This is a genomic window from Cellvibrio sp. (assembly GCF_039207905.1).
Classification (GTDB): domain Bacteria; phylum Pseudomonadota; class Gammaproteobacteria; order Pseudomonadales; family Cellvibrionaceae; genus Cellvibrio.
Map to the genome: position 1 here is coordinate 92,931 of NZ_JBCECX010000015.1, position 25,057 is coordinate 117,987.

Consider the following 25,057-nt stretch of genomic DNA (forward strand, 5'->3'; position numbering starts at 1 on the left):
TTATTCCACTCCCGGGATAACCCGGGAGGGAAGGCAAGGCATTACTGCGCAGCAGCACCTAAACATTTTTTGGTTTTGGTGTTGTAGTTACCGCACTTCAATTTGATCCAATCTGATTCCAGATCTTTTGAACCATCAAGGTAGTCAGACCATGCATCACCTGGAACCAAACCATCGGTTTGCGATACGGTGAGGAATTGGCCATCAGCCTGGATTTCGCCAATCAATACTGGCTTGGTGATGTGGTGGTTTGGCAACATTTTGCTTACGCCGCCAGTCAGGTTAGGAGCTTCAACGCCGATGATTGCATCAACTACTTTATCAGTGTCAGTAGTACCTGCTTTCTCAACTGCTTTAACCCACATATTGAAACCAATGTAGTGAGCTTCCATTGGATCGTTGGTTACGCGCTTTGGATCTTTGATGAAAGTTTTCCATTGTTTGATGAATGCCGCGTTCGCAGGATTGTCTTCGCTCATGAAATAGTTCCATGCAGCCAAGTGACCAACCAGCGGTTTGGTATCGATACCAGAAAGTTCTTCTTCACCTACAGAGAAAGCAACAACCGGAATATCTTCAGCAGTTACTTTTTGGTTGCCCAGTTCGCGATAGAAAGGAACGTTTGCATCGCCGTTGATGGTAGACACTACAGCAGTCTTTTTGCCCGCTGAACCAAAACGCTTGATGTCAGACACAATGTTTTGCCAATCGGAATGGCCGAATGGGGTGTAGTTGATCATGATGTCTTCTTGCTTAACACCTTTTGATTTCAAATAGGCCTCAAGAATTTTGTTAGTGGTACGTGGGTATACGTAGTCGGTACCGGCCAACACCCAACGCTTCACTTTCATTTCTTTCATCAGGTAATCAACAGCAGGAATTGCTTGTTGGTTTGGTGCAGCACCGGTGTAGAACACGTTGCGTGAAGATTCTTCACCTTCGTATTGCACTGGATAAAACAGTACGCCGTTCAATTCTTCAATGACTGGCAGAACTGATTTGCGCGAAACTGAAGTCCAGCAACCGAAGATTGCTGCAACTTTATCTTTGGTTAACAGCTCACGGGTTTTTTCCGCAAACAGTGGCCAGTTAGACGCTGGGTCAACAACAACGGCTTCAAGTTTTTTACCGAGCAAGCCGCCTTTTTTGTTTTGCTCTTCAATCAACATCAGCATGGTATCTTTCAGGGTCGTTTCTGAAATCGCCATGGTGCCTGACAGTGAATGAAGTACACCGACTTTGATGGTGTCAGCAGCAGCTGCGCTGAACGAGGCGATGGTCAAGCCGCAGGCGATACCGAGTGCCCCGACATGTTTTGCTATTTGCTTCAGCTTCATGGGTCTATCTCCTAGATGGTTTTAATGACTCAGTGGTTTAGTTCGGGATGCTAATTTTTTTATAAGCTCCCATTTTTCCGGTAACGCCTTTAACGCTAATAGTGGGTGACAGATTTTTCTTCCTTAATCACAGTGCATGTGCTTCACGTATGCTCTGTGTTGTCACTCTGGTTTTTAAAAACTAACAATTAATCCGGGTTCTGTTGCTGTGCTTCATAGAGCATGTGCAAGGTAATTTTTCTAACTTCTGCTTTACTGGCTTCTATGTGTGTCTTCAAATAACTTTTTACGTCCTCTGCACGTCGTTCCATAATTGTGCGCAGGATTTTTGCGTGTTCGTCATAGGTCGCTTCGATACGGTTGCGCTGGGTGAAATCGATACGGCGGATAATGCGCAAGCGTTCGGTAATATCGTGATGGATACGTGCCATTTCCATGTTGCCGGTAGCTTCAATTAACTGTTCGTGAAAACGCTCATCGAGTGCACAAACCGTTGGGCCATCTTCCAAGCGATCTTCCGGTTTAACTAACCAGATACGTTTTAAATCTTCCAGATGAGGACCTGGTTCCATCTCGCACAATCTTTTTACCGCTGCCAGCTCGAGCACAATGCGCACATCGTAGAGTTGTTCAAATTGTTTAAAGTCAAATGGTTTTACTTGCCAACCACTGCGAAAAGAAACATCCACAAATCCTTCGCGTTGCAAGCGAGCTAATGCTTCGCGCACTGGTGTACGACTCGCCGCAACGCGCTCGGCAATTTCGTTTTCGCTGAACCTGTCGCCCGGTAACAAACGGAATGAAAAAATATCGTCTTTGATCGTCTGATAAATACGCTCCGTTAAATTGGTGCGCGGTTCATCAGCTTTCTTTTTGCTTTTGTCGTTTTTGATTAATTTCATTTTTGTACCGTAGGCAGGTTTTTTAAATTAGTCAGTCTCAAGCACCAACAACAAATCACCCGCATTCACTTGCTTACCTGGTGCGCAGTGCACAGCGCTAACTTTTGCTGCGCGATCTGCGTACACAGAAAATTCCATCTTCATTGCTTCAACAATTAACAGTGGTTGATCAACCTCTACCAATTGGCCCGGCTCTACCAGTAGTTTCCAGATGTTGCCGCTGATGTCGGCGGTGATTGCATGGCCGTCTACTTCAATCGGGCCGCTGGAGACTTTGGCTTGCAGTGCGGCATCGACTTGTTTTTCTTCGTCGGCTTGCCATAGCGCAACTTCTTTAGTGAAAGCGGCTTGTTGTTTGGTTTTGAATTCTGCAATGCTCGCGGAGTTGTCTTGCAGGAATTGTTCGTGCTCCGCGAGGCTGAAATAATCTTCTTCAATGCGCAGGCTTAAACGGCCTTCGCGGAATGCTTCGCGCTGTGCAGTGAGTTCTTCTTCAGTCACTTCGTAATAACGTACACGGTCAAAGAATTTCAGCAGCCATGGCTCGCCATCTTTGAACACCGGGTTTTTCAGGAATTTATTCCAGATAGGCAAGGTGCGACCGACTAATTGATAACCACCGGGGGAATCCATGCCGTAAATACACATGTACACACCGCCGATTCCCACTGTGCCTTCTGCAGTGTAAGTACGCGCTGGATTGTATTTTGAGGTGAGCAAACGATGACGCGGATCAACCGGTACTGCGCAAGGTGCACCGAGATACACATCGCCCAAACCTAACACCATGTAGCTTGTTTCAAACAAAATTTCTTTAACTTGATCGACTGAATCCAAGCCATTAATACGACGCATAAATTCGGTGTTGCTTGGCAGCCAAGGCGCAGTGTCGCGCACGGACTGACGATAACGCGCAACTGCATCAAGTGTTGCAGAGTCTTCAAATGCCATTGGCAAGTGCACAATGCGGCTAGGTACTTTGGTATCGCGGGCATCGCCTAATGTTTCTTCGATCACTAACAATTGATTAATTAATTGCTGTTGGTGAATAACACGGCTGTCGTAATTGATCTGCAGTGAGCGCACACCGGGCGATAATTCAATCACGCCTTCAATTGGTGATGCCTTTAATGCTTCCATCAACGCATACACACGCAGGCGCAAACTCAATTCAAGAATGTTGTCGCCGTATTCCAGCAAAATATATTTATCACCTGCTTGGCGATAACTCACTAACGGGCGGCTGCCTTGTGGCGGAAGTGCAGCAACAATACATTCGGAAATAGTATTTTCCGGTTTGGTAATTGGGATTGGTAGAACCGCTGGTTGAACACTCAGGTTTTCAATTGCGCGATCAATTGATAATTCCATCGCCAATGCAGTATCAAAACTCAAGCGTTTAAAGCGAATTTTATCGCCGGGTTTTACTTGACCGACTTTCCACAATTCCGCTTTAACGATAGTTACCGGGCAAACAAATCCACCGAGACTGGGGCCGTCTTTGGTGAGAATTACCGGCATATCACCGGTGAAATTAATTGAGCCGATTGCGTATTCGGTATCGTGAATATTGGATGGATGCAAACCGGCTTCACCGCCATCGCTGCGAGTCCAGGTTGGTTTGGGGCCATTCAAACGAATACCCAAACGGTTGGAGTTGTAATGCACCTCCCACGCGGTGGAGAAAAACATTTCAATCGCTTCGGGTTTGAAAAAATCCGGTGCACCGTGTGGGCCGTAAAGCACACCAATTTCCCATTCATTCGGATAGGTCGGAATCAGTTCAACCGGCGCAGCTGCTGCTTCATAAATCGGTGCTGGAGTCGTGCATGCAGCAATTGCCGGATTGCTGATTGGTAGCATATCGGTCGCGCGCAATGTGCGACCGGCATGACCACCAAATTGGCCGAGTGCAAATGTAGAACGACTGCCTAAATAAACCGGTACATCGAAACCGTTGCGCACCGCGAGATAACCGCGACAACCTTGGTCAGCTTTGCCTATGTCGAGAATTTGTCCGGCTTTAATGGCTACCGGTTGCCAGAAAGGAATTAATTCGCCATCAATTTTTGCAGGTGATGTTGCACCCGCAAGCGCGATAATTGCATCGCGATGGAATTTTAATTTCGGTCCGATAATGGTGTATTCAAGCGCGGCAGCACTTTCATGGTTGCCGACAATACGGTTGGCTAAACGAAATGCGTAGTCATCCATTGGGCCAGACGGTGGAACACCAATGCTCCACAAGCCGACGCGGCCGGGATAATCTTGCACGCTGGTGTAAGTGCCGGGTTGTAATACCTCAACAACCGGCGCTTGATATTCAAAGCTGGCTAATTTGTTGGTGGCGACATCGCCGCTGCCAAAGAAATCTGAATTGATAATCTGACGCAAGTAATCCAGGTTGGTGGCAATACCGGCTGCGCGGGTTTCATTCAGTGCTGCGCTCATTTTACTAATTGCATCAGCGCGGTCTTTACCGTACACAATAATTTTCGCGATCATTGGATCGTAGTAGGGCGATACTTCGGTACCGGTTGAAACCCAGGTATCGATGCGCGCAGATTCGGAAAACACTACATCAGTTAATACACCTGGTGATGGTTGGAAGTCGCGTACTGGATCTTCGGCATACAAACGCACTTCAATTGCCGCGCCTTTTGGATTAATTTCGATATCCAATTTCGGCGGCGTGCCCGCAGCGGTAAGGATCATCCACTCAACCAGATCGACACCGGTACAAGCTTCAGTGATGGGATGTTCAACTTGCAAGCGAGTGTTTACTTCCAAAAAGTAAAAGGCATCGCGCGCTGCGTCGTAAATATATTCAATGGTTCCTGCCGAGCGATAATTTACCGCTTCGCCCAAACTCTTTGAGGCTGCCAATAATTTATCGCGCGTAGCGGCTGGCAAATTTGGTGCAGGCGTTTCTTCAACTACTTTTTGGTTGCGGCGTTGTAGGGAGCAATCGCGCTCGCCGAGTGCAAGTACGTTGCCTTTTCCATCGCCAAAAATTTGTACTTCTACGTGGCGAGCGTTATCAACGAAGCGTTCAAGGAACACACCGCTATCGCTGAAAAAGTTTTGGCCCAAACGTTTTACGCTCTCATAAGCGGCAACTAATTCAGCTTCGTTGTTGCAACGGGTCAGACCAATACCGCCACCACCGGCGGTGCTTTTTAACATCACTGGATAGCCGAGTTCAGCAGCCGATGTAACGGCCTCATCAACTGAACCTAGTAAGCCAGTACCAGGAGTGAGCGGCACACCCGCTTTTTCAGCGATTTCACGCGAGGTGTGCTTTAAACCGAATTCGCGGATTTGTGCAGGCGTAGGGCCGCAGAATGCGATGCCTTCTGCTTCACACTGCTCGCAGAATTTAGCGTTTTCAGAGAGGAATCCATAGCCGGGAATAATCGCTTGTGCACCGGTTTCCTTTGCGGCAGCGAGAATTAAATCTGCCTTCAAATAACTTTCTGCCGCCGTATTACCACCCAGGCAAATTGCTTTGTCACAGGCAGTGACATGCGCTGAGTTGCGGTCTGCATCGGAATAAACAGCAACTGATTCGATGCCCATTTTTTTCAGGGTCTTGGCAATGCGCACCGCGATTTCCCCGCGGTTGGCGATAAGTACGGTCTTTAACATGATTCTTCTCCGGCTGTAATCCTGGTTTTTGACCCCCTCCCAACCTCCCCCTTATCAGGGGGAGGAGCTTTTACTCCCTCCCTTTTTTAAGGGGAGGGTTGGGGTGGGGTTAATTATTTTTGCAGTGACTTTATGTAAACCCGCCATCCACCTAGATGCGTAATATCCGTTGCACCATTCACAGCTGCGCCTTCACAAATAAAACCTTTCACTTCGCGTCCGTCGTGCAAACTCAATGTGCCTATACCAAGTGGAGCGGGAATCAGGGCAACAAAACTACCGAAGTGCTGCACTGGTACGTCCCACAATTCCACGATAATTTCTGCTCCTTCTGCGGAACGAATCAAACCGGGTTTTGGCGGTGTGGTATTCGGTAGTGCAAATAAACGGTAATTGTTTGCGGTGTAGGTGCTCTCTACAAAAATGGCGTTGCGCTCTTGCAACTGCACATTAAGAGGCATACCGGTTAAGTGCGCGCCGACAACAGCGAGACGGACATAACCTTTCGGTGGAGTATTTTTTATTGCCAATGCCGGTGTTGGTTTGCTTGTCGCTCCCAAGGATAAATTCACACTGCTGTGCCATTTTTTTCCGAATGCAGCGAGCGCTGCGTCTTGCCATGCAGGTGCAATCAAGGTGATGCCAAATGGCAAGCCATCGGCGCGCATACTGGCTGGCAATGCGAGGGCAGAGCAGTCGGCGAGATTGACAAAATTGGTGTAAGTGCCGAGTTGGCTGTTAACGCCAACGGGATCGGCCGCGACTTCAGCAATAGTTGGATGACGTGGCGAAGTGGGAACCAGCAGCGCATCCACATTGTTCATGAGTGTTTGGATTTCACGTGCGAGATCGGCGCGGCGATATTCAGCGCGATAGGCATCGGTTGCAGAAAAGTTAACGGCTTTTTCAACAATGCCGCGCACAACATCGTTCATATCGCCCGCGTGATCTTGCATAAAATCGGCGATGGCCGCATGACGCTCTGCTACCCAAGGGCCGCCATACAATAATTGCGCGAGGGTGAGCATCGGTGTGAAATCAATGGTGACTAATTCCGCACCGAACGCGGAAATATTTTCCAGTGTTTCCAACCATGCTGCCTCGGCTTGTGTATCGCCAAACCAATCGGGATTAGCGGGAATGCCAAAGCGTGGTTTTGATGAGAAGTAGGTTGCGGCAGCGGGCGCAGTGCGCGAGTAGCCATCTGCTGCATCAAATGCTTCCAGAACGTTTGCAACGGTTTCTGCATCATCAACTGTAAGTGCAAATACAGAAACACAATCCAGGCTGCGACACGCGGGTACAACACCTTTAGTGCTGAAGCGGCCTTTCGTGGGTTTTAAGCCAACAATATTATTGAAGCCTGCCGGTACACGGCCAGAACCGGCGGTGTCGGTTCCCAAACTGAAAGGCACTACACCTTGCGCGACTGTTGTGGCGGAACCGGAGCTTGAACCACCGGAAACATAATCTGCTTTAAATGAATTCGACACTGCACCGTAGGGCGAGCGTGTGCCTACAAGGCCAGTGGCAAATTGATCGAGATTGGTTTTGCCGAGCACGATTGCGCCGGCCTGTTTGAGTCGCGCAACACTGGTCGCATCGACTTCAGGGATATAAGTAAATGCGGGGCATGCAGCGGTAGTCGGAATTCCTGCAACATCGATATTGTCCTTCACTGCGAAGGGAACACCGTAAAGCGGTAAGCTGCTGGCATTGTTGAGTTGTTCCACTGCCGCAATTTGTGAATCAAGTTCGGCAGCCGAAACTATATAAACCCAGGCGTTGTCATCGGCGCTAAGTTGCGCGCGCAATTGTTGCAATGTTTCGCGTAGGTTCAACCCGTTATTGCGATAGCCATTGAGCCATTCGCTAATTGTCCAGCCGGTTGTTGTTTGGTTTGCAGACTGCGCCATTATCGTTCCCACTTAACTCTTTAATTAGCTCTTCACTTAAATACAATCTTGGATACAAGTTTGTATTCAGCAGAAACTATGCCAATCGAATTTTGAGTGGGTGCTATGCTAGGCTGTAAGGCACAAAATCCTTGTTATTCAATGAGTTAAATGACGTATAAAAATGAAGGAGCAGGCTGAAAAGCAATGAATAAAAGAGGGATTTTGTGCGCTTATTTTGTGCGTTAAAAAAATTATTCTGAGTCAATCTGGTGCATAATGGCGCAGTGTTTTTGTGGCAGGGGCTAAATAACCCGATGGGGTTTCAATCGCATGCTACCTTTTTAAAGCTGTACGGAAAGCCTTCGGGTTTTGAACGATTTTTAAATTGAAATAGGGACTTATCCATAATGAATGTTGTAAATCATCTTGCTGTTGTTAACTCTGCTGTCTCTCCTTTCGCTCTCTCCCGCTTGGTTGTCGCTATGGGGTTGTGCACCAGCCTTTCAGTGGCCGCGCAATCCTATCAATACGAAAACTCCATTTATTACACTCAGATCAATCGCGATACTGCACCTTCACAAGATTACGATAATTGGGGGGTAACGCTTGATGGTGTGAGTTATTTTCAAGCAGTGGATACCTCGCGCGGGCCATTAGCGGAAGCGGCGTTTTTGCGGCGAGCCAGTGGTGTGAGATTGACCTACGGGCGGAGTGAGACTGACTCTAGCTTCAGTAGCAATAATTATGAGATCCAAAGCGAATACAAGACTGATAGCGGATTACTGAGTATTGAGTACTATATTCCGAATACGATTTTCTACGCAGGCCTAGGCGTTGTTGCAGATAAAACGGAAACAGTGACGAAGGTTACCTCTGCGGGAATAACTGATTCATCGCGTGATAAAGATGGTTGGGATTATCTCGGTACCGCCGTGTTGGGGGTAACACCTCTTGATGGTTGGTTAGTGTGGACCAGTTTTATTGAAGGGCAGGATGTTAGTGATTTCTGGAATATCCAAAGTAAATATGTGTGGTTGTTGCCAGCCGAACAGGCGTTGAATTTTCAGGTATCTTACGCAGAAGCAGATGACGATGGTTTTTCCAGCTCCAGTTATGCTCTTGGTGTTGATTACTACATTAATAAATCGGTGAGTATCGGCACGGCTTATTCGGCGACTGATGCCGATGATGTTGATACCGAAGATGTGTATGAGCTGAGAGTGAGAACTTTTTTTGGCGATAATGTGAGTGCGCAAGCTTCTTATTCCGAGGCTGATGACGATAATTATTTTCGGATCGGTGCGAGTTATCGTTTCTAAAACTAATGATTAACGAGATTAACTGATGTCCATGAACTGGAACCAATTGCTCTGCGCTGACCGTTTGGGTAAGCGCGTAGCAAAGCACGAAGAAGGGCGTTCGCCCTTCCATTCGGATCACGACAAAATTATTTTTTCCGGAGCGTTTCGTCGCCTTGCGCGTAAAACACAAGTGCATCCACTGGCGACTAACGATCATATCCACAATCGTATGACGCACAGTTTGGAGGTGGCCTGCGTTGGCCGCACTTTGGGAATTCGGGTGGGGCAGGCGCTGAAAGATAAAGGCGATTTACCTACGCATATTTGGCCGACGGATATTGGCGATATTGTGCAAGCCACCTGTTTGGCGCATGACATAGGTAACCCGCCATTTGGTCACACTGGTGAAGATGCTATCCGTAACTGGTTTCAAAAAGAGGGAGCGGAATTTTTAAAGGATTTATCGCCTTCAGAGCAAGATGATATCCGTGTGTTTGAAGGTAATGCGCAGGGCTTGCGTGTATTGACTACATCGGAGTATCACCAGTTTCACGATGGTATGCGTTTGACCTATGCAACGCTTGCGTCGTCGATTAAATATCCTTGGACATCATCGCCCACAGTGTTAGGTCAGCGCCCTAAAGATACTAAATATGGAATCTTTCAATCGGAGTTGGATCACTTTCACGAGATTGCACAAAAAACCGGGTTGATTGAACTGGGGAGCGATTGGTATTGTCGTCACCCGCTAGTGTATTTGATGGAAGCGGCAGACGACTTTTGCTACGGCATCATTGATCTTGAAGATGGTTTGGAGATGGGAATTCTAAACTGGGCTGAAATTTACGAGCTGCTGCACCCGGTAATTGCTGATTCCGCGCAATTACCTGAATTAGAGCGATTACTGAAAAAAGTAAACGATGGCCGCAAGCCCGCATTGGTGCGCGGCAAAGTGATTGATGCGTTTATCAATGCAGGCACAGCGGCATTTATAAAACATCAGGACGCCTTTTTACGCGGTGAAGTGCAGGGTGATTTAATATCCCTCTGTGATCCAAAAGTAAAAAATGCGGTGCAAGCGGCAAAAGATTTAGCCAAGCAAAAAATATTTAACCATTCACGCCGCGTTGAATTGGAGATTGGTGCTTACACAGTAATAGGCACATTGCTGAATACCATTTGTTCTGCAGTTTACGCATCGCTCGGCGACGCATCGCAGATGACTTACAAAGACAATCGTGTGATGGCCTTGATTGGCGAAAATAATTTCCATCCTGCTGTAAGTAAACGAGAAGCAAATTATAAATACATGGCGTTGATGGCCGTCATCGACTACATCAGTGGCATGACTGATAACTACGCGACTAATCTTGCCAAGCAATTTAATGGGATGGGGTATTCGCAGTATTGATTTAGCGTTCAGGTCAAGCAGATAGGGTAGGGCGCAATATTTTGTACAAATAAAAATCCCCACATCACTTGATGTGGGGATTTTTTTATTCCTTATTTTTTAACGGGAAACGCAAAGAGCACTTTGGTCGCTGCGATGCCTACCCCTTTACCTGGTTCAGCGCCACTTTCATTAAAACCGCTCGATACATAAGTGGTGCCTGTTATGATCAATCCGGTGGTTGATATTGCTTGCCAGGCTTGTGCTTCCTGCTCGCGATCCAATGCTGCTTTTTCGAAGGTTAAATCATGGAACTGACTGGAATAGCCACTGTTTATTAGTGCCGCGTTAAAGTAAGGGCAGGGAGTCGTAATACACACAATTCCGGTACTGGAAATCTTCAGATAGGGACCAACTGCAACATTTTTGTTGGCGCCAACCCAGGCACCGTTTGCCGCTAAAGTTTTAGTGCGGGTAATAATTTTTCCTGACACTGGCGAATTGACTACTGCGCCGCGCAATAAGGCTTGTTCGTTGCGAATCGCGTTTTCAAACTCTGCGATTTGTTCCTTGGTCAAACCAAGGCGCTTGTAGTTGATATAAGACACATAAATGCTGTTGGGCAATAAGGCAGCATTTTGGTAGGCTTCATCTTCAGTTTCTAAATGGAGTGAATATTGGTTAACTGGCGTTAAAAACCAGCCGCCACACAATGGAAATGCGCATTTGCGATAATCCTGTTTCACCAGGTAAGTGGTGCCGGTAGGTTCCGGGCTAATGATAGTTTGTGCTTGTGTGCCAAAACTGAATAGGCTTGCGCAAACTGCCAGTGATATCGCACAGCTACTTATAGCGGCGCGAGTGAATGAAATGAATTTGTTCATAATAGTAAGTCCTGTTATTAGATATGAAGGAACTATGTAAAAAACCATCTACTCAACACTATGTGGTAAACACGGTGTTAATAGTAGTAAACATAGGGTGAATGCATCCCTGTCCCAGCGAGTGCAATCCTTATACTAAACCTTGTCAGTTTTTAGTCATTACAGATTGCCAAACGGTGCGCCAGCCTTTTGTAATAAATTGTTCCTGCTTGATTATTTTTGTGATGGAGTCTGCTTTGAAAGCAAGTTTGCCTTCGTGGTTTTCCGGTTTGTTAGTGTTGGTTGTAATGCCGTTCTTTTTTATTGGTGGACCTGACGTTTTTTCATTGCCAGTGCTGCAAAACATCTGGAACTTTGGCCATATTGTTTTTTTTGCGGTGGTGATGTTGCTGATTCAGGCATTTAAACCATTGCCACACTGGCGGCAGTGGCTGCTAGTGACGCTGATTGCAATTTTGTTGGGTGTGTTGATTGAGTTTGTTCAATCATTTGTTGGTCGCAGTGCCAGTGCTGATGATGTTCTGCATAACTTATTTGGTGTTTGGCTTGGACTATTTTGGGGGCAAAAGCCGAATCGCTCGGTGTGGATTCTACGTGCAGTCAGTGTGTTATTTATCTCGCCTGCGCTTTGGCTGATTATCGATTCCGGTATTGCAAATCTGGTAATGCGCCACCAGTTTCCGCAGGTGAATAGTTTTGATTCGCGCTATGAACTCCAGCAATTACAGTTCAATAAAGCACAAGTAAAAGTTCGTCAGGATTTATCGCTGCATACAGATGGTAACCAGTCGCTACATGTTGAACTTGATACCCACAAATTTGCGGGTTTAAGTCTGCTTGGCCCCTACGGTGACTGGGGGAAATATAAAACTATAACAATGGACTTTTACAATCCAGATGCTGCACCCATAGAGTTGGTTATCAGAATTTCTGATCTTCAGCATGATCGTGGGGATAATCGCTATAACGACAGGTTTAATCGACCTTTTGTATTGGCTTCTGGGTGGAACCATCTGCAAATTAATTTGGATGATGTACGCACTGCGCCGCGAAAACGAGCGATGGTGATGGATGAGATCAGCAATCTCACCATTTTTGCTTTGCAACTATCCGAACCGCGCCACTTTTATTGGGATAATGTCAGGCTGCAGTAGCTACGCGGTTGCGGCCGGACGATTTGGCTTCGTAGAGTGCAGTGTCGGCCGCTTTGAAAAGCTGCTCAAGATTTTCGTAAGTTTTTAAAGTGGCGACACCAAAGCTGGCAGTGATTTTAATATCTTTATGCAGGGTTTGGTTGGCAATCAGTTCACGCAATTTGTCGGCAATAGTGCGTGCACTTTCAAGGTCGGTATTGCGGCAAACCAACACAAATTCTTCTCCGCCCCAGCGTGCAAACAAATCCTGCGTGCGTGTATGTTGTTGCACAGTATTCGATAGATTGCTGAGCACCAGATCACCCACATCATGCCCGTATTTATCATTGATCTGCTTAAAGTGGTCGATATCAATCATCACCAGCGACAGTGGTTTGCGATGCTGATACCAGTCTTGTAACCCGATACTAATGGCCTCTTCAATTCCCAGTCGATTAAACGCCCCGGTCAGTGGATCGGTTTTGGTTTGTAATTCCAGCGCTTTACTGCGCATATCCAATACTTCGTTAATCTCAATCAACTCGGATTCGCGTTTGCGTTGAATGACTACTTCATCTTTGAGTTTGATAATGCGATAACCAAGGAAACATAAAATAATGCACAGCCACACCACCATGATCGCGAGATACCAGTCTGCGGTGCTTAGCGCTTGCCCGATAAATTCAACGCGATGCAAACGGAATTGATGTTTTCCCAATGGTTTTCCTGAACCACTTTGCACTTCAAAAATAGTGATGTTGTCGAATTGTGGATGGCTTAACTGTGGCGGAATTTTATTTTCCAACACCCACCAGTTAGCGACAAAAAAATCTTTCAGCGAAAACTCGGCGACGCCATTTAACAGCGCGACATTGAATTCAATCTGGTTATATTTGGTGCTCTGCAGAATTTCTTTTTTGCTGTAGAGCGGATCGAAATTGCGCAGCGAAATACGCACAGTTTGGCTGGGACCGTTGTAGTCCAGCCAAAGGCGGATTTTGTTGTAGTGGCGCAGGTCAATGCCGTTGGTGCGCTCTTTGTCGAAGAGCACTTCAAAACCACAATAAGGATAGGAATAGCTGTCGCGCAGGATGCAATGCCAGCGCATATTTTTTTCGTCTTCAAGATAGATACTCGAAGTGCCGCCGCTTTCCCGGTCGTCGTAAGTATTCAGTGCGAGTCCGGAGTTTTGGTCGATGACCAAATGCTCCTCAAGAATTTGCTCTTCCCCGGCTATCGCAAAAATAGTGAGGATAACGAGCAGTCCGAGGACAATTTCAAAATACAAATGGTTGGGAGAGGTTTGTCGCATACATCTGGGCTCCAGCGGCGGATACATTTTTGCATCCAACAACTATTCTTATTTTCGCTGTGTTTATGGGAACGCGATCTGGTTGATGTCAGCCTGTTCCTGAATCCCGCCCTGGAGTCTTTGCCTGAAAAAGTGGCTTATAGTTAATGTGCATCCAAGCGACTTGGGCTGATCATAGAAGTTAAATGGGAGTACAGCAATAGCGTGTGTAGCAGGGATTGGTAAAGTTATGAAACGGTGGGCAAAAACGGGGGAAAAATCAGCCGCCGGTGTTCTGGCGGCTAACAATATAGTTATGGGTATTGACCGAATACCTGATGTTCAGGTTTGTTGCTGGGCGACTTGAGGATTGGACTTTAGAATCAAAAGTCCAGATCGGAAAGCTCGTCGTATCCCAGTTGATCTTTAATGCGGCGACGTTCCAAGCGATCTTCGATTTTGCGGCGCATTTCCAAAGTGTGCTGGCTGGCTTCTTTGCCCGTTAGCTTCGGCGTTGCCTCTTCATCATCGGTTTCGATGCTAACATCACTCATCAGATCAGTATCTTGTGACTCTACATCAACTGACATAAGACTACTCCAACATTGACAGAAGAGAGGGGTGGCGTCGATTTCCCCAAGTGGGAATTTGACCCGCGCTATTTACCATAGCCCATTAAAAAACAAAAGAAAAATCGATGGGCGACAATAAAATTTTTCTTTTTACCTTGGCCCTGAACTGGGGTACAAAGCGCGCCTGTCCAGTTGATCGCGCTTGGTGCTTTCAAATCAGATTCAGGCCGACATATTCCAGTTTCAGATCCAGCAAAACGAGGACTCCAGACAGTGACAAAAAAACAACCTGAAGTGATCGGATGGCGCGAGTGGATAGGGCTGCCGGAGTTAGGCATCCCCGCCATTAAAGCCAAGGTCGATACTGGCGCGAAAACCAGCGCGCTCCATGCTTACTACGTTACGCCTTTTGAAAAAGATGGCAAGCCATGGGTGAAGTTTGGATTGCATCCCTTGCAAAAAGACAGCCTGACCTGCATTGAATGTGAAACTCCGGTGAAGGATGTACGCATGGTGACGGATTCCGGCGGGCACTCGGAAGAGCGGGTGGTGATCGAAACCCGCATCCTGATTAACGGGATCAGCATGACCATCGAGGTGACGCTGACCGATCGGGAAAATATGCGCTTCCGGATGTTGCTGGGGCGCAGCGCGCTCAGGCAAGGGTTCTGGGTGGACAGCAGCAAATCCTTTTTACTGGGTGGTAACAAAAACCAGCCAGCCATGGCGTCGATGTAACCAACCCCCTTTCCTTTATCCAATCGGATTTTTTATGAAAATCGCTATTCTGTCGCGCAATCGCCGCCTCTATTCAACCCGTCGGTTGGTGGAGGCTTGCATCAAGCGCGGCCATGAAGTTCGGGTTATCGACATCCTCAAATGCTATATCGATATCGCCTCTGCCAGCCCGGCTATTTGGTATATGGGCGAACAGCTGGAAGATTTTGATGCAGTGATTCCGCGTATCGGCGCGTCGGTCACTCACTATGGTTTGGCGGTGATTCGCCAGTTTGAAATGATGGGCGTTTACTGCCTGACTGAATCCATTGCGCTCGGTCGTTCGCGCGATAAATTGCGTGCGTTGCAGCTGCTGTCACGCAAAGGCATTGGCTTGCCTAAAACCAGTTTTGCTTACAACGTTCACGATGCCAAAGAGCTGATCAAATTGGTCGGCGGCACTCCTCTGGTGCTCAAGCTGTGCGAGGGTACCCAAGGGCGCGGAATCGTGCTGGCGGAAACCCAGAAGGCGGCAGAGAGTGTGATTGAAGCTTTCCGCGAGCTGCGCGCCGAGTTTCTGGTGCAGGAATTTATCAAAGAGGCCAACGGCAGTGACGTGCGCTGTTTTGTTATTGGCGATAAGGTCGTGGCGTCTATGGAGCGCACCGCGCAAGAGGGCGAATTCCGCTCCAACTTGCATCGCGGTGGTACGGCGAAAGTGACCAAGCTGACCCCTAATGAGCGGCGCACGGCGATCAAGGCGGCGCAGACTATGGGCTTGCAAGTCGCCGGTGTTGATTTGTTGCGCTCAAGTCGTGGGCCTTTGGTGATGGAAGTGAATTCGTCTCCGGGATTGGAGGGGATTGAGGGGGCGACTCAGAAGGATATCGCCGATGCAATCGTAGAGTTCGTCGAGGAAAATGCGCGCCCTAATGCCAACAAAACCCGTGGCAAAGGCTGATTGAATGAGAGTAAAAAATGGGGGCTTTAAGCCCCCATTTTCATATGCTGTTCCAGATTGACGACAGTGCCATCAAAATAGAACTTGCCGTTACGGAAATGGTTTTCCAATTGTTTGGCGGTCATGGGCTTGGCGTAGAGGAACCCTTGCGCCTGGTCGCAACCTTTATCGCGCAACCACTCCGCTTGCCCCTCGGTTTCCACACCTTCTGCGACTACGCGCATCTGCATGTTGTGGGCGAGGCCAATGATCGATTTGGCGATAGCCGCATCGTTGTCGTCATCGTGGATGTCGTTGATAAAGCTGCGGTCGATTTTGAGTTTCTGGATCGGAAAGCGCTGCAAATAGGCGAGTGATGAGTAGCCGGTGCCGAAGTCGTCGATGGCGAGGAACATGCCCATCTGATTCAGTTGATTCATCTGGTTGATGGTTTCACCGGCGTGCTCCATGGCGCAACTTTCGGTGATTTCCAGTTCCAGATGTTTTGCTTCCAAACCGGTTTCGTTGAGGATCGCCTCGACCTTGCCAGGAAAGTTTTTCTGATGGAATTGGCGCGGTGATAAATTCACTGCAATCTTGCCTACAAACTTGCCTGCATTCAGCCACAGCTTTTGTTGGCGACAGGCTTCACGCAGCACCCACTCGCCAATTGGCACAATCAAACCTGTCTCTTCCGCCAGCGGAATAAAATGCGCGGGCGATACCAAACCACGGTCGGGATGTTGCCAGCGCACCAGCGCTTCCACACCCGTCATTTCGCCCGTTTTTAAATCGACTTGCGGTTGGTAGTAAAGCACTAACTGTTGCTGCTCTACGGCGCGGCGCAAATCGTTTTCCAGCAGCAAATAATTTACTGCGGTCGCATTCATGCCCTTGGTGTAAAACTGGCAATTGTTTTTACCGGCCTCTTTCGCTTTGTACATGGCGATGTCGGCGTTCTTCAACAATTCGTCGGTGTCTGCACCATCATCAGGGAATAGACTAACGCCGATGCTGACAGTGGTGGTGATGTTGTGGCCGCTGATTTCCAGCGGGCGCGACAGTGTGCTCAGCAATTTGTTTGCGACAAAAACCACATCGTCGAGATCGTGAATACCTTCAAGTACCACTACAAATTCGTCGCCACCCAAGCGCGCCACTGTATCCATATCGCGCACACCTTCGTTAAGGCGCATGGCGATGGCTTTCAGCAAAATATCACCAGCGTCGTGCCCGAGGCTGTCGTTGATATTTTTAAAGCGGTCGATATCGAGCAGCATCAACGCCACTTTGGAATTGGCGCGACGCGCGCGCGCAAGGCCGTGATAGATGCGGTCGTAAAACAGTGAGCGGTTCGGGAGTGACGTGAGCGAGTCGTGGAAGGCCATGTAATTGAGGCGCGATTGCTGCTCACGTAATGCGTTCTCTGCGAGTTTGCGCTCGGAAATATCGGTGCCGATGGTACACACACCAAACACATTATTTTCTTTGCTGCGCAGCGGAAACTTCACCATCAAATAGGTGTGCTGGCTGCCGTCTTTGTGCATCAAATCCAGTTCGACTTCGTAGGTCTGTTGTTTGGTTTTGGCGGCGGCATCAATCTCCCACATGGATTGGGCCACGTCTTTGGGGTAGACATCAAATACGTTTTTGCCGACGAATCCTGACTCATCAATATTCGCCATTTGTTTGAAGTGTTCGCTGGCGAGTACGACGTTGCCGTCCAGATCTTTAACTGAAATCAGTGCAGGGGAATAACGCAGGATCGCATTGAGATAAGTTTCGCTCGCCCAAAGTGCTTGCTCGGCGAGGCGAAAGCGTTCGGCTTGCTCCTCGTGGTGCCACATGTCGATAACCTGGCGAACGAGCAAAGAGCTGAACGTCCAGACGGTATCCAATTCACTTACGGCTTTTTGCAGCGCAGGTAATTCTTCGGCGGATTCCATGTAGAACACGGCGATGGTTTTGTTTTTTTCCTGGATGGGATGTAAAAAACAGGAGTGGGTGCCTTTCTGGATAAAGAGCGCGCCGAGTTTGCTGATGGTTTGTTGGTCAAGCGCGCATGCGCGACCAGAATCGAAAACCTGATGGATATATTGGTGCGGTAAATAATTCAATCGGCTGAGGGAGGTGGCGACGCCGTTGACCATGGGTTCGCCTGAGCCGGAAGAGGCAATGGCCTCAACATAGAGATGGCTATCGCGCTCAACAATGAGCACCGCGCGGCTAATGGTCTTCTTGGCAATAACCAATTTCACCAGCCGCTCGGCAATTTGTTTGTGATTCAAATCGGTAAAAAGTTGCTGGAACTTTTTGATTAATTCTATGGCAGTATTCTTGGACTGCCCCGCTTCACTATTTTGCATAATCGCTCAATTTGGGTAATCGTATCGCCATTTAGTGCGCCCTGCCTCTGAATCTTCCTCATTAACGGCGGTGGGCCACTATCACTAAAAATCTACTCTCTGGCCGCTCTTCCGGGGCCTACATTTCCCAAATTTCTACATCGAATCAGCACTTTACAACAAAAAAGCTTATTGGCGATTCTTTTTATGATAATTAAACAGGGAAACTATGAAGATCCCTCAAACAAGAGGGGCACTTGAGCTGTAGTAGGTGTTTTAGTGTTTCCAAAATTCCCAAACAGGGCGGCATTTTGTGCAAAAGATGAAAAGTGTGCCAATAATATGTTTTCATAAGAGTGAGTAAAAAACGCGCGTGAGGTGCAGCGGCTTGTGGCTTGGCTTTAGCGGCGCGATCTGCAACTCGCTTTTGCGAAGTGCTGAACTAAAATTATGTTAACGACCAACGGCAATTGTCAGGAGTCTTGAATGCGCCATCATGTTCCTTTCGTGGGTGAACGCAAGGTTGTTCGCGCCGATGATGAGCAGGCGCGCACTAAGCGAATGAGTGGCCGTGTGATTGACGACGTTGTGGGTGATGGCAAAGTGGAAAGTAGTTGGGACGATGTTGTTCCAAAAGGGTGGAATGATAAATCCCAACCCAAACCTGCTGAAGTTGTTGCCCGTGCATCCGTTTCTGTACCCAAAGGGCAAGTACCCATCAAAGCAGGGGGTAAAAGCCTCCCTCCAGCAAAAACTATCGCACCGAAAAAAGCAGTTGTATCAAACGCGGTTACCTTTTCTGATTCAGCAGGTATGGATTGGGTGGCAATCAATAATGGTCGCGGTATGCGCGTGAGTGTTTATGGCAATATCGATAACGATTTGCGTAAAGAATGGACGCGTTTGTTGAATGATCCCGAGGCGGCGAATATCAAAGAGTTCGAGTTTAATCTCAACGAGACGCCAACCTTGAGTTTGACTGGCCTGGGTATGCTGCTGTTATTCAAAGAGCGTAAAGGTTCGTCGCGCGATGCCATCAAATTATGCAACTGCAACAAAGAGGTTGCCCAGCTGTTGGAGTGGAGCGGCATGGATAAATATTTTGTGATTGAGACTACCCAGATCTCCACTACGAAGTAAAACAGGATTCAGCTGGATAAGAGCAACAAAAAAGCCCGATATGCTCGGGCTTTTTTATTAGGCGGGATTTAATGCAAATTACAGGGCTTTGAGTGCATCGATCATCGCTTGCATTTGCTCATCAGTACCTATGGTAATGCGCAAGAATTGGTTGATGCGCGGCTTGTTAAAGTAGCGCACCAGAATTTTGTGATCGCGCAAGTACTGCGCAACGTCTGCCGCATTTTTACCGACAGGTTCGGCGAATACAAAGTTCGCTTGCGATGGCAATATCTTGAAGCCGAGTTTTTCCAATTCGCTCACCGTCCACTCGCGCGTGGCGATAATTTTATCGCGGCAGCTTTTGAAGTAAGCATCATCTTCAAACGCAACGACAGTTGCTGCTTCAGCCAGACGATCAAGCGGATAAGAGTTGAAGGAATTTTTCACGCGATCCAATGCATCGATCAAATCTTTGTGGCCAACGGCAAAACCAACACGCATACCCGCGAGCGAGCGCGATTTGGACAGGGTTTGCACTACCAACAGGTTTGGATATTTATCCACTAACTTGATCGCCGTTTCCGCACCGAAATCCACGTAAGCTTCATCGACTACTACAACCGATTCAGTATTGCTTTGTAGCAATGCTTCGATTTCAGCTAACGCAATTCCAATCGCGGTAGGTGCATTCGGATTAGGGAAAATAATTCCGCCATTCGCACGCGCATAGTCAGCGAAGTTAATGGTGTAATCATCGCGCAGTGGAATTGTCTGCGCTTCGATACCGAATAATTTGCAATACACCGGATAAAAACTGTAACTGATATCCGGGAACAGCAGCGGCTTTTCCTGCTGGAAAAACGCCATAAATAACAGCCCCAGAACTTCATCCGAGCCATTGCCGACAAACACTTGTTCCGCCGTTACGCCGTAATAGCCAGCGATGGTATTTTTCAGCTTTTTGGAGTTAGGGTCGGGGTAGAGGCGCAAGCGGTCGATGGCGTCATGGGTCATCAGGTCGATCACTTTTGGCGAGGGCGGGTAGGGGCTCTCGTTAGTGTTCAACTTAATTAGACCATCAATTTGCGGCTGCTCACCGGGCACATAAGGCTCCAGTTCGCGCACCACCTGACTCCAAAACTTCGACATGCTTGCTCCTCAACTGTTGCAGCAAAAAAAGAATGCGCAGTATACGCGTTGAGGCGTGCGGCTCACACCCAGCGTTTTAACAGAATGCTCGCGTTTACCCCGCCAAATCCAAAGCCGTTGGAAATAGCGTATTCGATAGCGGTAGCACGCGCTTCGCTGCTGACGATATCCACGCCCGCTGCCGCTTCGTCGGGATGCTCCAGGTTTAACGTGGGCGGGATGATTTGGTCGCGCAATGCCAGCGCGGTGAAAATTGTTTCAATACCGCCCGCAGCTCCCAGCAAATGGCCGGTAGCCGATTTGGTGGAGGTCACTGCGATCGTATTGTTTGTGCCAAACACGCGTTTTATCGCAGCAAGTTCGCCTTTGTCACCAACCGGAGTTGAGGTGGCGTGTGCGTTTAAATGTTGGATTTGGGTGGGGGTAATACCTGCTTGTTTGATGGCCAATTCCATCGCGCGTTTTGCTCCGTCGCCGTCTTCCGGGCCGGAGGTCAGGTGATAAGCATCAGCGCTGGTGCCGTAGCCGACAATTTCGGCAATCGGTTGCGCGCCGCGAGCGAGTGCATGTTCAAGCGATTCAATCACCAAAATGCCCGCACCTTCGCCCATTACAAAACCATCGCGGTCGCGATCAAACGGGCGCGATGCTTTGGTCGGCGCGTCATTAAATTCAGATGATAGCGCGCGCGCTGCCGCAAATCCGCCGAGACTTACGGTGTGGATACAAGCTTCGGCACCGCCGCAAATCGCAACATCCACTTCGCCGGCGCGGATCATGCGCGCGGCATCGCCAATGGCTTGTACTCCGGCCGCACAAGCAGTTACGGGTGCGCCTAAGGGCCCTTTAAATCCGTATTTAATCGAGACATGTCCCGCCGCCAGGTTGACCAGAAACGAGGGAATAGTGAAGGGCGATAATTTGCGCGTGCCGCGTTCATCGGCAGTACGTACCGCCTCGGCAATCGCAGGGAATCCACCTACACCCGAGGCGATAATCGTTGCTGTACGCTCTTGTTGTTCGGCCGTTGTTGGTTGCCATTGCGCTTGTTGTAAAGCTTCATCGGTGGCGGCGAGCGCGAGCAAAATAAAGCGATCCATTTTGCGTTGGTCTTTGGTGCTGACAACCGCGTCCGGATTCAAGCCTGCTTCTGCATCTTCTTCAAGCGAGGGGACTACACCGCCCACTTTTGCGGGCAGGTCGCTAACGATTTCATCCGGCAAACGACGCAAACCTGATTGCCCCGCCAACAGCCGCTGCCATACAGGCTTTATGCCGCAACCAAGCGGCGAGGTGATGCCCATGCCGGTGATAACAATACGTGTCTGCGCGCTCATTGGATGCTCCGGGTTTTACATGATGGTCATAATGTATAAGATTATATGATGGGTATCATGTATACTGTCAAACACTATTTCGTCATAGCCATATGACATTTGTATCGATTATCGACTCGCAGGCGGAAATAACGATGAGAGTAAGCAGAGAGCAAGCAGCAGAAAATCGCGGAAAAATTTTGCACACCGCAGCGCAATTATTTCGCGAGCGGGGTTTTGACGGTATCGGCATAGCCGACCTGATGAAAAAAGTAGGCTTAACCCACGGCGGCTTTTACGGCCATTTCGCATCCAAAGAAGATTTAATGGCGCAGACCTGTGCTTATGCGGTAGATGAATTATTGGAGCAAGGGCAGGCGGCACGAGCAACAGTAAGAGGATCGAAATACAAAGCGTTTATCGCACGCTATTTATCGACCGAGCATCGCGATAATCCCGGCAGTGGTTGCTTGATGGCGGCGTTAGGTGCAGATGCGGCGCGTCAATCCCCCGCAATCAAACAGGCGTTTACCCAGAGTTTTAATCGCCTGCTGAGCGCTATGATGAATTTACTCCCAGCCACTAAAACTGAAGCTGCAAAACGCGAACAAGCATTACTAACATTGGCTACTTTAGTCGGCGCACAAGTGATTGCCCGCGCGGTAGATGATCCAAAACTGTCAGAAGAAATATTGCAGCTGGTAAATAAAAAGCTGCATTAGGAGTGTTGGTTATATTTTTTCCATACCAACTGTTGCTGCTTTTTTATCGAAGCTGACTACGCGTTTGCAGCCTGCGTTTTCACAGACCAGTGCGATCAATGCATCGCTAAAATCAGCGTTGCCAGAGCGGAAGCGTTTTAGTGCGAGATAAACAAGGTCTGTCTTTTCAATGGTAATTTGTTTAATCGTGAGCAGGGAATCAAGTACGTTGATAACATCGTCTTTTGTCTGTTCGTAACAAGATTCCAATACCCACGTAATTTCTATCAGAGAGATTAATGTAATATAGCCCTGATTTTTTTCGTTAAGCTCTTGTTCAATAATTCGATTAGCAATGGCTGATTGTTTGGCATCGTCCTGCGTCAAATAACGAATAACAACATTGGTATCCAGTCCGATCATTATTTGCTTACCTTGCTTTTAATTGCTGCATCCATCGCCTCTAGTGAAACCGGTTTTTGCGCTTTAACAATGCCTTTGATACTGGTGACATCTTTGTTAGCCGCGATAATTTCAAAGCGCCCCTCACCAATTTTGATGAATTCCAACCGATCACCAGCTCCTACATGTAGCTCTGATCTGATGGCCGATGGAATAGTAATTTGCCATTTGCTGGTTAATGTTGCTGTTGTCATAAATTGCCTCTTCGTTTTGTACGCCTTACCAATAGGCTATACCTTACTTTGAGTAAGGTATAGCATTTGGGGGTGAAGGTGCAATCAACAATATCTGTGTCTTTGGTTGTTACACCTTAGTAACCCACCGTAAAACGCTGTTGCGAATGCGTTGGGGTTTCCAGTTCATCAATCAATGCAATCGCAAAATCCTGATTTGAAATCCGGCTCTCGCCTTGTTCGTTCACCAATAGCTGGTCTTTGCCCAAGCGGAATTTACCGGTGCGTTCACCTGGCTCAATAAAGGCGGATGGTGAAAGATAAGTCCAATCCAATACTTTCTCTGCACGCAATAAATTCAGAAACTCACGCGCTGCCAATGCGATTGGCTTCCACTCGGCGGGGAATTCCGGAGTATCGACCACTTGCACGCCCGGTGCGACTTCCAAACTACCTGCACCGCCGACGACGATTAGACGCGGTACACCCGAGGCTTTCACAGCATTGATCAAGGCTTGCAGGTCTAGCCCGTTGTGATGCAGGGAAATAATCGCAGCGTCATGCCCAACCAGTGCAGCAGTAACTTGTGCAGCGTTGTGAACATCCAATGCTTTGCTGGTGACTTGTGGGTGTGCGGCCACTTTGCTGGTATCGCGCACCAACGCGGTAACTTGGTGTTTACGGTTGGTCGCTTCCGCCAAAATGTGTTGGCCGATAAAGCCGCTAGCGCCGATTAATGCAACTTTCATGATCTATTCCTCGCGTTAATGAAATGGGATTGGGTTTCAATGAGGCCAGTATGCGATGGCTTTATTGTGCTGATAAGATGGTCTTATCTTCATTCTGAGTTCATCTAAAATGGACAATAGCTATGGCTAACCTGTTTGATATCAATCTCAATCGGCTGGTGGTGTTTGCAGCAGTTGTTGAGACCGGCTCGATAACCGCCGCTGCCAAGCGCCTTGGGTTGGCCAAAACCATGGTCAGCGCGCATATGCAAAAGCTGGAGGCGGAGATCGGCAGCAATCTGCTGGTGCGCACCACGCGCCGTTTGCACCTCACCGAAGCGGGCAGCGGATTTTATGAGGCCTGCCAAAAAATCCTGCGCGACACCGAGCTTGCCATCACCCAAGCCAACAGCAATACGCGTCAGCTGCGCGGCAAACTGCGCATCGCTGCATCGATTGATTATGGTGCCTCGGTGATTGCGCCTTTGGCGGTGCAGCTCAATAAAGAGCATCCGGAATTGCATATCGACATCATTGCCAATGACCACCGCATCGACATGGTTGCCGAAGGGATTGATGTGTCAATCCGTATTGGTCGCCTCGCGGACTCAAGCCACAAGGCTGCGTTGATTGCACCGTTTGAAGAGTTCTTGGTGGCTTCAGCCGATTTTTTTGCGGGTGATTTACCGGAATCGCCGGAGCAATTGGATGTCTATCCTTTTGTGGGTTTAAGCGTACTTCCCAATCCTTTGTACTGGACATTTACACGCAATAATTTTGCTTCGGTCACACTGCGTTTCCATTCGTCGATCATGACCAATACCTCGCTCGCAGTTCAATCCGCCGTGCTGGCGGGCGCCGGAATTGCAGTGCTGCCGGATTATTCGGTAAAAAAAGATATCGCCGAGGGCAGGCTGGTGCGTTTATTGCCTGAATGGTCCTTACCTGGCGGCGGAATTTACGCAGTGTTTCCCGCATTGATACAGCGGTCGCAAAAAGTGAGTGTTTTTATTGAAGCGTTGAAACAACGCTATAGTTGACATGTCGG

Annotated in this window: 21 protein-coding genes; 8 read left to right on the forward strand and 13 right to left on the reverse strand. The window is 48.3% G+C overall.

What is annotated here, in order from left to right; genetic code table 11:
- Window positions 1-41: 41 nt before the first annotated feature.
- The 4 genes from urtA to atzF all read right to left on the reverse strand — a co-directional run bounded on the left by urtA (window position 42) and on the right by atzF (window position 7,803).
- A complete protein-coding gene (gene urtA / locus AAGC78_RS11115; protein WP_435784150.1) occupies window positions 42-1,337 on the reverse strand; it encodes an urea ABC transporter substrate-binding protein in 1,296 nt (431 codons plus the stop codon).
- A gap of 188 nt (window positions 1,338-1,525) precedes the next feature.
- A complete protein-coding gene (locus tag AAGC78_RS11120) occupies window positions 1,526-2,239 on the reverse strand; it encodes a GntR family transcriptional regulator (RefSeq protein WP_435784151.1) in 714 nt (237 codons plus the stop codon).
- Window positions 2,240-2,266: 27 nt separating this feature from the next.
- Window positions 2,267-5,887: an urea carboxylase gene (gene uca / locus AAGC78_RS11125; protein WP_435784152.1), complete on the reverse strand. Its 3,621-nt coding sequence runs from the start codon at window positions 5,885-5,887 to the stop codon at window positions 2,267-2,269.
- A 113-nt stretch (window positions 5,888-6,000) separates the two neighbouring features.
- Window positions 6,001-7,803, reverse strand: a complete 1,803-nt coding sequence (gene atzF, locus AAGC78_RS11130) for an allophanate hydrolase (protein ID WP_435784153.1) — start codon at window positions 7,801-7,803, stop codon at window positions 6,001-6,003.
- Window positions 7,804-8,192: 389 nt separating this feature from the next.
- Between atzF and AAGC78_RS11135 the strand changes: the two genes are divergently transcribed.
- Both AAGC78_RS11135 and AAGC78_RS11140 read left to right on the forward strand, forming a co-directional pair.
- Entirely contained in the window at window positions 8,193-9,104 is a 912-nt protein-coding gene (locus AAGC78_RS11135) for a putative porin (RefSeq protein WP_435784154.1), read from the forward strand.
- Between the two features lie 25 nt (window positions 9,105-9,129).
- On the forward strand, window positions 9,130-10,497 hold the full coding sequence (locus AAGC78_RS11140) for a deoxyguanosinetriphosphate triphosphohydrolase (protein ID WP_435784155.1): 1,368 nt from the start codon (window positions 9,130-9,132) through the stop codon (window positions 10,495-10,497).
- Window positions 10,498-10,589: 92 nt separating this feature from the next.
- On the opposite strand, the gene AAGC78_RS11145 is transcribed toward AAGC78_RS11140, so the two are convergent.
- Entirely contained in the window at window positions 10,590-11,360 is a 771-nt protein-coding gene (locus AAGC78_RS11145) for a DUF6748 domain-containing protein (RefSeq protein WP_435784156.1), read from the reverse strand.
- A 236-nt stretch (window positions 11,361-11,596) separates the two neighbouring features.
- On the opposite strand from AAGC78_RS11145, the gene AAGC78_RS11150 reads away from it, so the two are divergent.
- Window positions 11,597-12,514: a VanZ family protein gene (locus AAGC78_RS11150; RefSeq protein WP_435784157.1), complete on the forward strand. Its 918-nt coding sequence runs from the start codon at window positions 11,597-11,599 to the stop codon at window positions 12,512-12,514.
- Here the strand turns inward: AAGC78_RS11150 and AAGC78_RS11155 are convergent.
- Together AAGC78_RS11155 and AAGC78_RS11160 are read right to left on the reverse strand one after the other, a co-directional pair.
- A complete protein-coding gene (locus AAGC78_RS11155; RefSeq protein WP_435784158.1) occupies window positions 12,501-13,805 on the reverse strand; it encodes a GGDEF domain-containing protein in 1,305 nt (434 codons plus the stop codon). The genes AAGC78_RS11150 and AAGC78_RS11155 overlap by 14 nt on opposite strands.
- 362 nt (window positions 13,806-14,167) lie before the next feature.
- Window positions 14,168-14,374: a PA3496 family putative envelope integrity protein gene (locus AAGC78_RS11160; protein ID WP_435784159.1), complete on the reverse strand. Its 207-nt coding sequence runs from the start codon at window positions 14,372-14,374 to the stop codon at window positions 14,168-14,170.
- A gap of 255 nt (window positions 14,375-14,629) precedes the next feature.
- Here AAGC78_RS11160 and AAGC78_RS11165 point away from each other — a divergent pair, with 255 nt between their 5' ends.
- Window positions 14,630-15,094, forward strand: coding sequence for an ATP-dependent zinc protease family protein (locus AAGC78_RS11165; protein WP_435784160.1), 465 nt, complete (start codon window positions 14,630-14,632; stop codon window positions 15,092-15,094).
- A gap of 34 nt (window positions 15,095-15,128) precedes the next feature.
- Entirely contained in the window at window positions 15,129-16,034 is a 906-nt protein-coding gene (gene rimK / locus AAGC78_RS11170; RefSeq protein WP_435784161.1) for a 30S ribosomal protein S6--L-glutamate ligase, read from the forward strand.
- Between the two features lie 26 nt (window positions 16,035-16,060).
- On the opposite strand, the gene AAGC78_RS11175 is transcribed toward rimK, so the two are convergent.
- The gene (locus AAGC78_RS11175; protein ID WP_435784162.1) at window positions 16,061-18,379 is read right to left on the reverse strand and encodes a putative bifunctional diguanylate cyclase/phosphodiesterase; all 2,319 of its coding nucleotides are present in this window, start codon (window positions 18,377-18,379) and stop codon (window positions 16,061-16,063) included.
- Between the two features lie 465 nt (window positions 18,380-18,844).
- On the opposite strand from AAGC78_RS11175, the gene AAGC78_RS11180 reads away from it, so the two are divergent.
- Window positions 18,845-19,498, forward strand: a complete 654-nt coding sequence (locus AAGC78_RS11180; RefSeq protein WP_435784163.1) for an STAS domain-containing protein — start codon at window positions 18,845-18,847, stop codon at window positions 19,496-19,498.
- 78 nt (window positions 19,499-19,576) lie between these two features.
- Here the strand turns inward: AAGC78_RS11180 and hisC are convergent, their stop codons facing one another.
- Both hisC and fabF read right to left on the reverse strand, forming a co-directional pair.
- Complete coding sequence (hisC, locus tag AAGC78_RS11185; RefSeq protein WP_435784164.1) at window positions 19,577-20,629, reverse strand: histidinol-phosphate transaminase; 1,053 nt, start codon at window positions 20,627-20,629, stop codon at window positions 19,577-19,579.
- 62 nt (window positions 20,630-20,691) lie between these two features.
- Window positions 20,692-21,966: a beta-ketoacyl-ACP synthase II gene (gene fabF, locus AAGC78_RS11190; protein WP_435784165.1), complete on the reverse strand. Its 1,275-nt coding sequence runs from the start codon at window positions 21,964-21,966 to the stop codon at window positions 20,692-20,694.
- A 134-nt stretch (window positions 21,967-22,100) separates the two neighbouring features.
- Between fabF and AAGC78_RS11195 the strand changes: the two genes are divergently transcribed.
- On the forward strand, window positions 22,101-22,667 hold the full coding sequence (locus AAGC78_RS11195) for a TetR/AcrR family transcriptional regulator (RefSeq protein WP_435784166.1): 567 nt from the start codon (window positions 22,101-22,103) through the stop codon (window positions 22,665-22,667).
- Between the two features lie 9 nt (window positions 22,668-22,676).
- On the opposite strand, the gene AAGC78_RS11200 is transcribed toward AAGC78_RS11195, so the two are convergent.
- The 3 genes from AAGC78_RS11200 to AAGC78_RS11210 form a co-directional block, all read right to left on the reverse strand.
- On the reverse strand, window positions 22,677-23,069 hold the full coding sequence (locus AAGC78_RS11200; protein WP_435784167.1) for a PIN domain-containing protein: 393 nt from the start codon (window positions 23,067-23,069) through the stop codon (window positions 22,677-22,679).
- On the reverse strand, window positions 23,069-23,302 hold the full coding sequence (locus tag AAGC78_RS11205) for an AbrB/MazE/SpoVT family DNA-binding domain-containing protein (protein ID WP_435784168.1): 234 nt from the start codon (window positions 23,300-23,302) through the stop codon (window positions 23,069-23,071). The genes AAGC78_RS11200 and AAGC78_RS11205 overlap by 1 nt, the downstream gene beginning before the upstream one ends.
- 116 nt (window positions 23,303-23,418) lie before the next feature.
- Entirely contained in the window at window positions 23,419-24,030 is a 612-nt protein-coding gene (locus tag AAGC78_RS11210; RefSeq protein ID WP_435784169.1) for an NAD(P)-dependent oxidoreductase, read from the reverse strand.
- Window positions 24,031-24,152: 122 nt separating this feature from the next.
- Between AAGC78_RS11210 and AAGC78_RS11215 the strand changes: the two genes are divergently transcribed.
- The gene (locus tag AAGC78_RS11215) at window positions 24,153-25,049 is read left to right on the forward strand and encodes a LysR family transcriptional regulator (protein ID WP_435784170.1); all 897 of its coding nucleotides are present in this window, start codon (window positions 24,153-24,155) and stop codon (window positions 25,047-25,049) included.
- The last annotated feature ends 8 nt before the right edge of the window (window positions 25,050-25,057 follow it).

What these genes read in the sequence shown, in the direction of transcription:
- urtA (WP_435784150.1), bottom strand. Translation starts at nt 1,337, where the DNA reads ATGAAGCTGAAGCAAATAGCAAAACATGTCGGGGCACTCGGTATCGCC.
- AAGC78_RS11120 (WP_435784151.1), bottom strand. Translation starts at nt 2,239, where the DNA reads ATGAAATTAATCAAAAACGACAAAAGCAAAAAGAAAGCTGATGAACCG.
- uca (WP_435784152.1), bottom strand. Translation starts at nt 5,887, where the DNA reads ATGTTAAAGACCGTACTTATCGCCAACCGCGGGGAAATCGCGGTGCGC.
- atzF (WP_435784153.1), bottom strand. Translation starts at nt 7,803, where the DNA reads ATGGCGCAGTCTGCAAACCAAACAACAACCGGCTGGACAATTAGCGAA.
- AAGC78_RS11135 (WP_435784154.1), top strand. Translation starts at nt 8,193, where the DNA reads ATGAATGTTGTAAATCATCTTGCTGTTGTTAACTCTGCTGTCTCTCCT.
- AAGC78_RS11140 (WP_435784155.1), top strand. Translation starts at nt 9,130, where the DNA reads ATGTCCATGAACTGGAACCAATTGCTCTGCGCTGACCGTTTGGGTAAG.
- AAGC78_RS11145 (WP_435784156.1), bottom strand. Translation starts at nt 11,360, where the DNA reads ATGAACAAATTCATTTCATTCACTCGCGCCGCTATAAGTAGCTGTGCG.
- AAGC78_RS11155 (WP_435784158.1), bottom strand. Translation starts at nt 13,805, where the DNA reads ATGCGACAAACCTCTCCCAACCATTTGTATTTTGAAATTGTCCTCGGA.
- AAGC78_RS11160 (WP_435784159.1), bottom strand. Translation starts at nt 14,374, where the DNA reads ATGTCAGTTGATGTAGAGTCACAAGATACTGATCTGATGAGTGATGTT.
- rimK (WP_435784161.1), top strand. Translation starts at nt 15,129, where the DNA reads ATGAAAATCGCTATTCTGTCGCGCAATCGCCGCCTCTATTCAACCCGT.
- AAGC78_RS11175 (WP_435784162.1), bottom strand. Translation starts at nt 18,379, where the DNA reads ATGCAAAATAGTGAAGCGGGGCAGTCCAAGAATACTGCCATAGAATTA.
- AAGC78_RS11180 (WP_435784163.1), top strand. Translation starts at nt 18,845, where the DNA reads ATGCGCCATCATGTTCCTTTCGTGGGTGAACGCAAGGTTGTTCGCGCC.
- hisC (WP_435784164.1), bottom strand. Translation starts at nt 20,629, where the DNA reads ATGTCGAAGTTTTGGAGTCAGGTGGTGCGCGAACTGGAGCCTTATGTG.
- fabF (WP_435784165.1), bottom strand. Translation starts at nt 21,966, where the DNA reads ATGAGCGCGCAGACACGTATTGTTATCACCGGCATGGGCATCACCTCG.
- AAGC78_RS11195 (WP_435784166.1), top strand. Translation starts at nt 22,101, where the DNA reads ATGAGAGTAAGCAGAGAGCAAGCAGCAGAAAATCGCGGAAAAATTTTG.
- AAGC78_RS11200 (WP_435784167.1), bottom strand. Translation starts at nt 23,069, where the DNA reads ATGATCGGACTGGATACCAATGTTGTTATTCGTTATTTGACGCAGGAC.
- AAGC78_RS11205 (WP_435784168.1), bottom strand. Translation starts at nt 23,302, where the DNA reads ATGACAACAGCAACATTAACCAGCAAATGGCAAATTACTATTCCATCG.
- AAGC78_RS11210 (WP_435784169.1), bottom strand. Translation starts at nt 24,030, where the DNA reads ATGAAAGTTGCATTAATCGGCGCTAGCGGCTTTATCGGCCAACACATT.
- AAGC78_RS11215 (WP_435784170.1), top strand. Translation starts at nt 24,153, where the DNA reads ATGGCTAACCTGTTTGATATCAATCTCAATCGGCTGGTGGTGTTTGCA.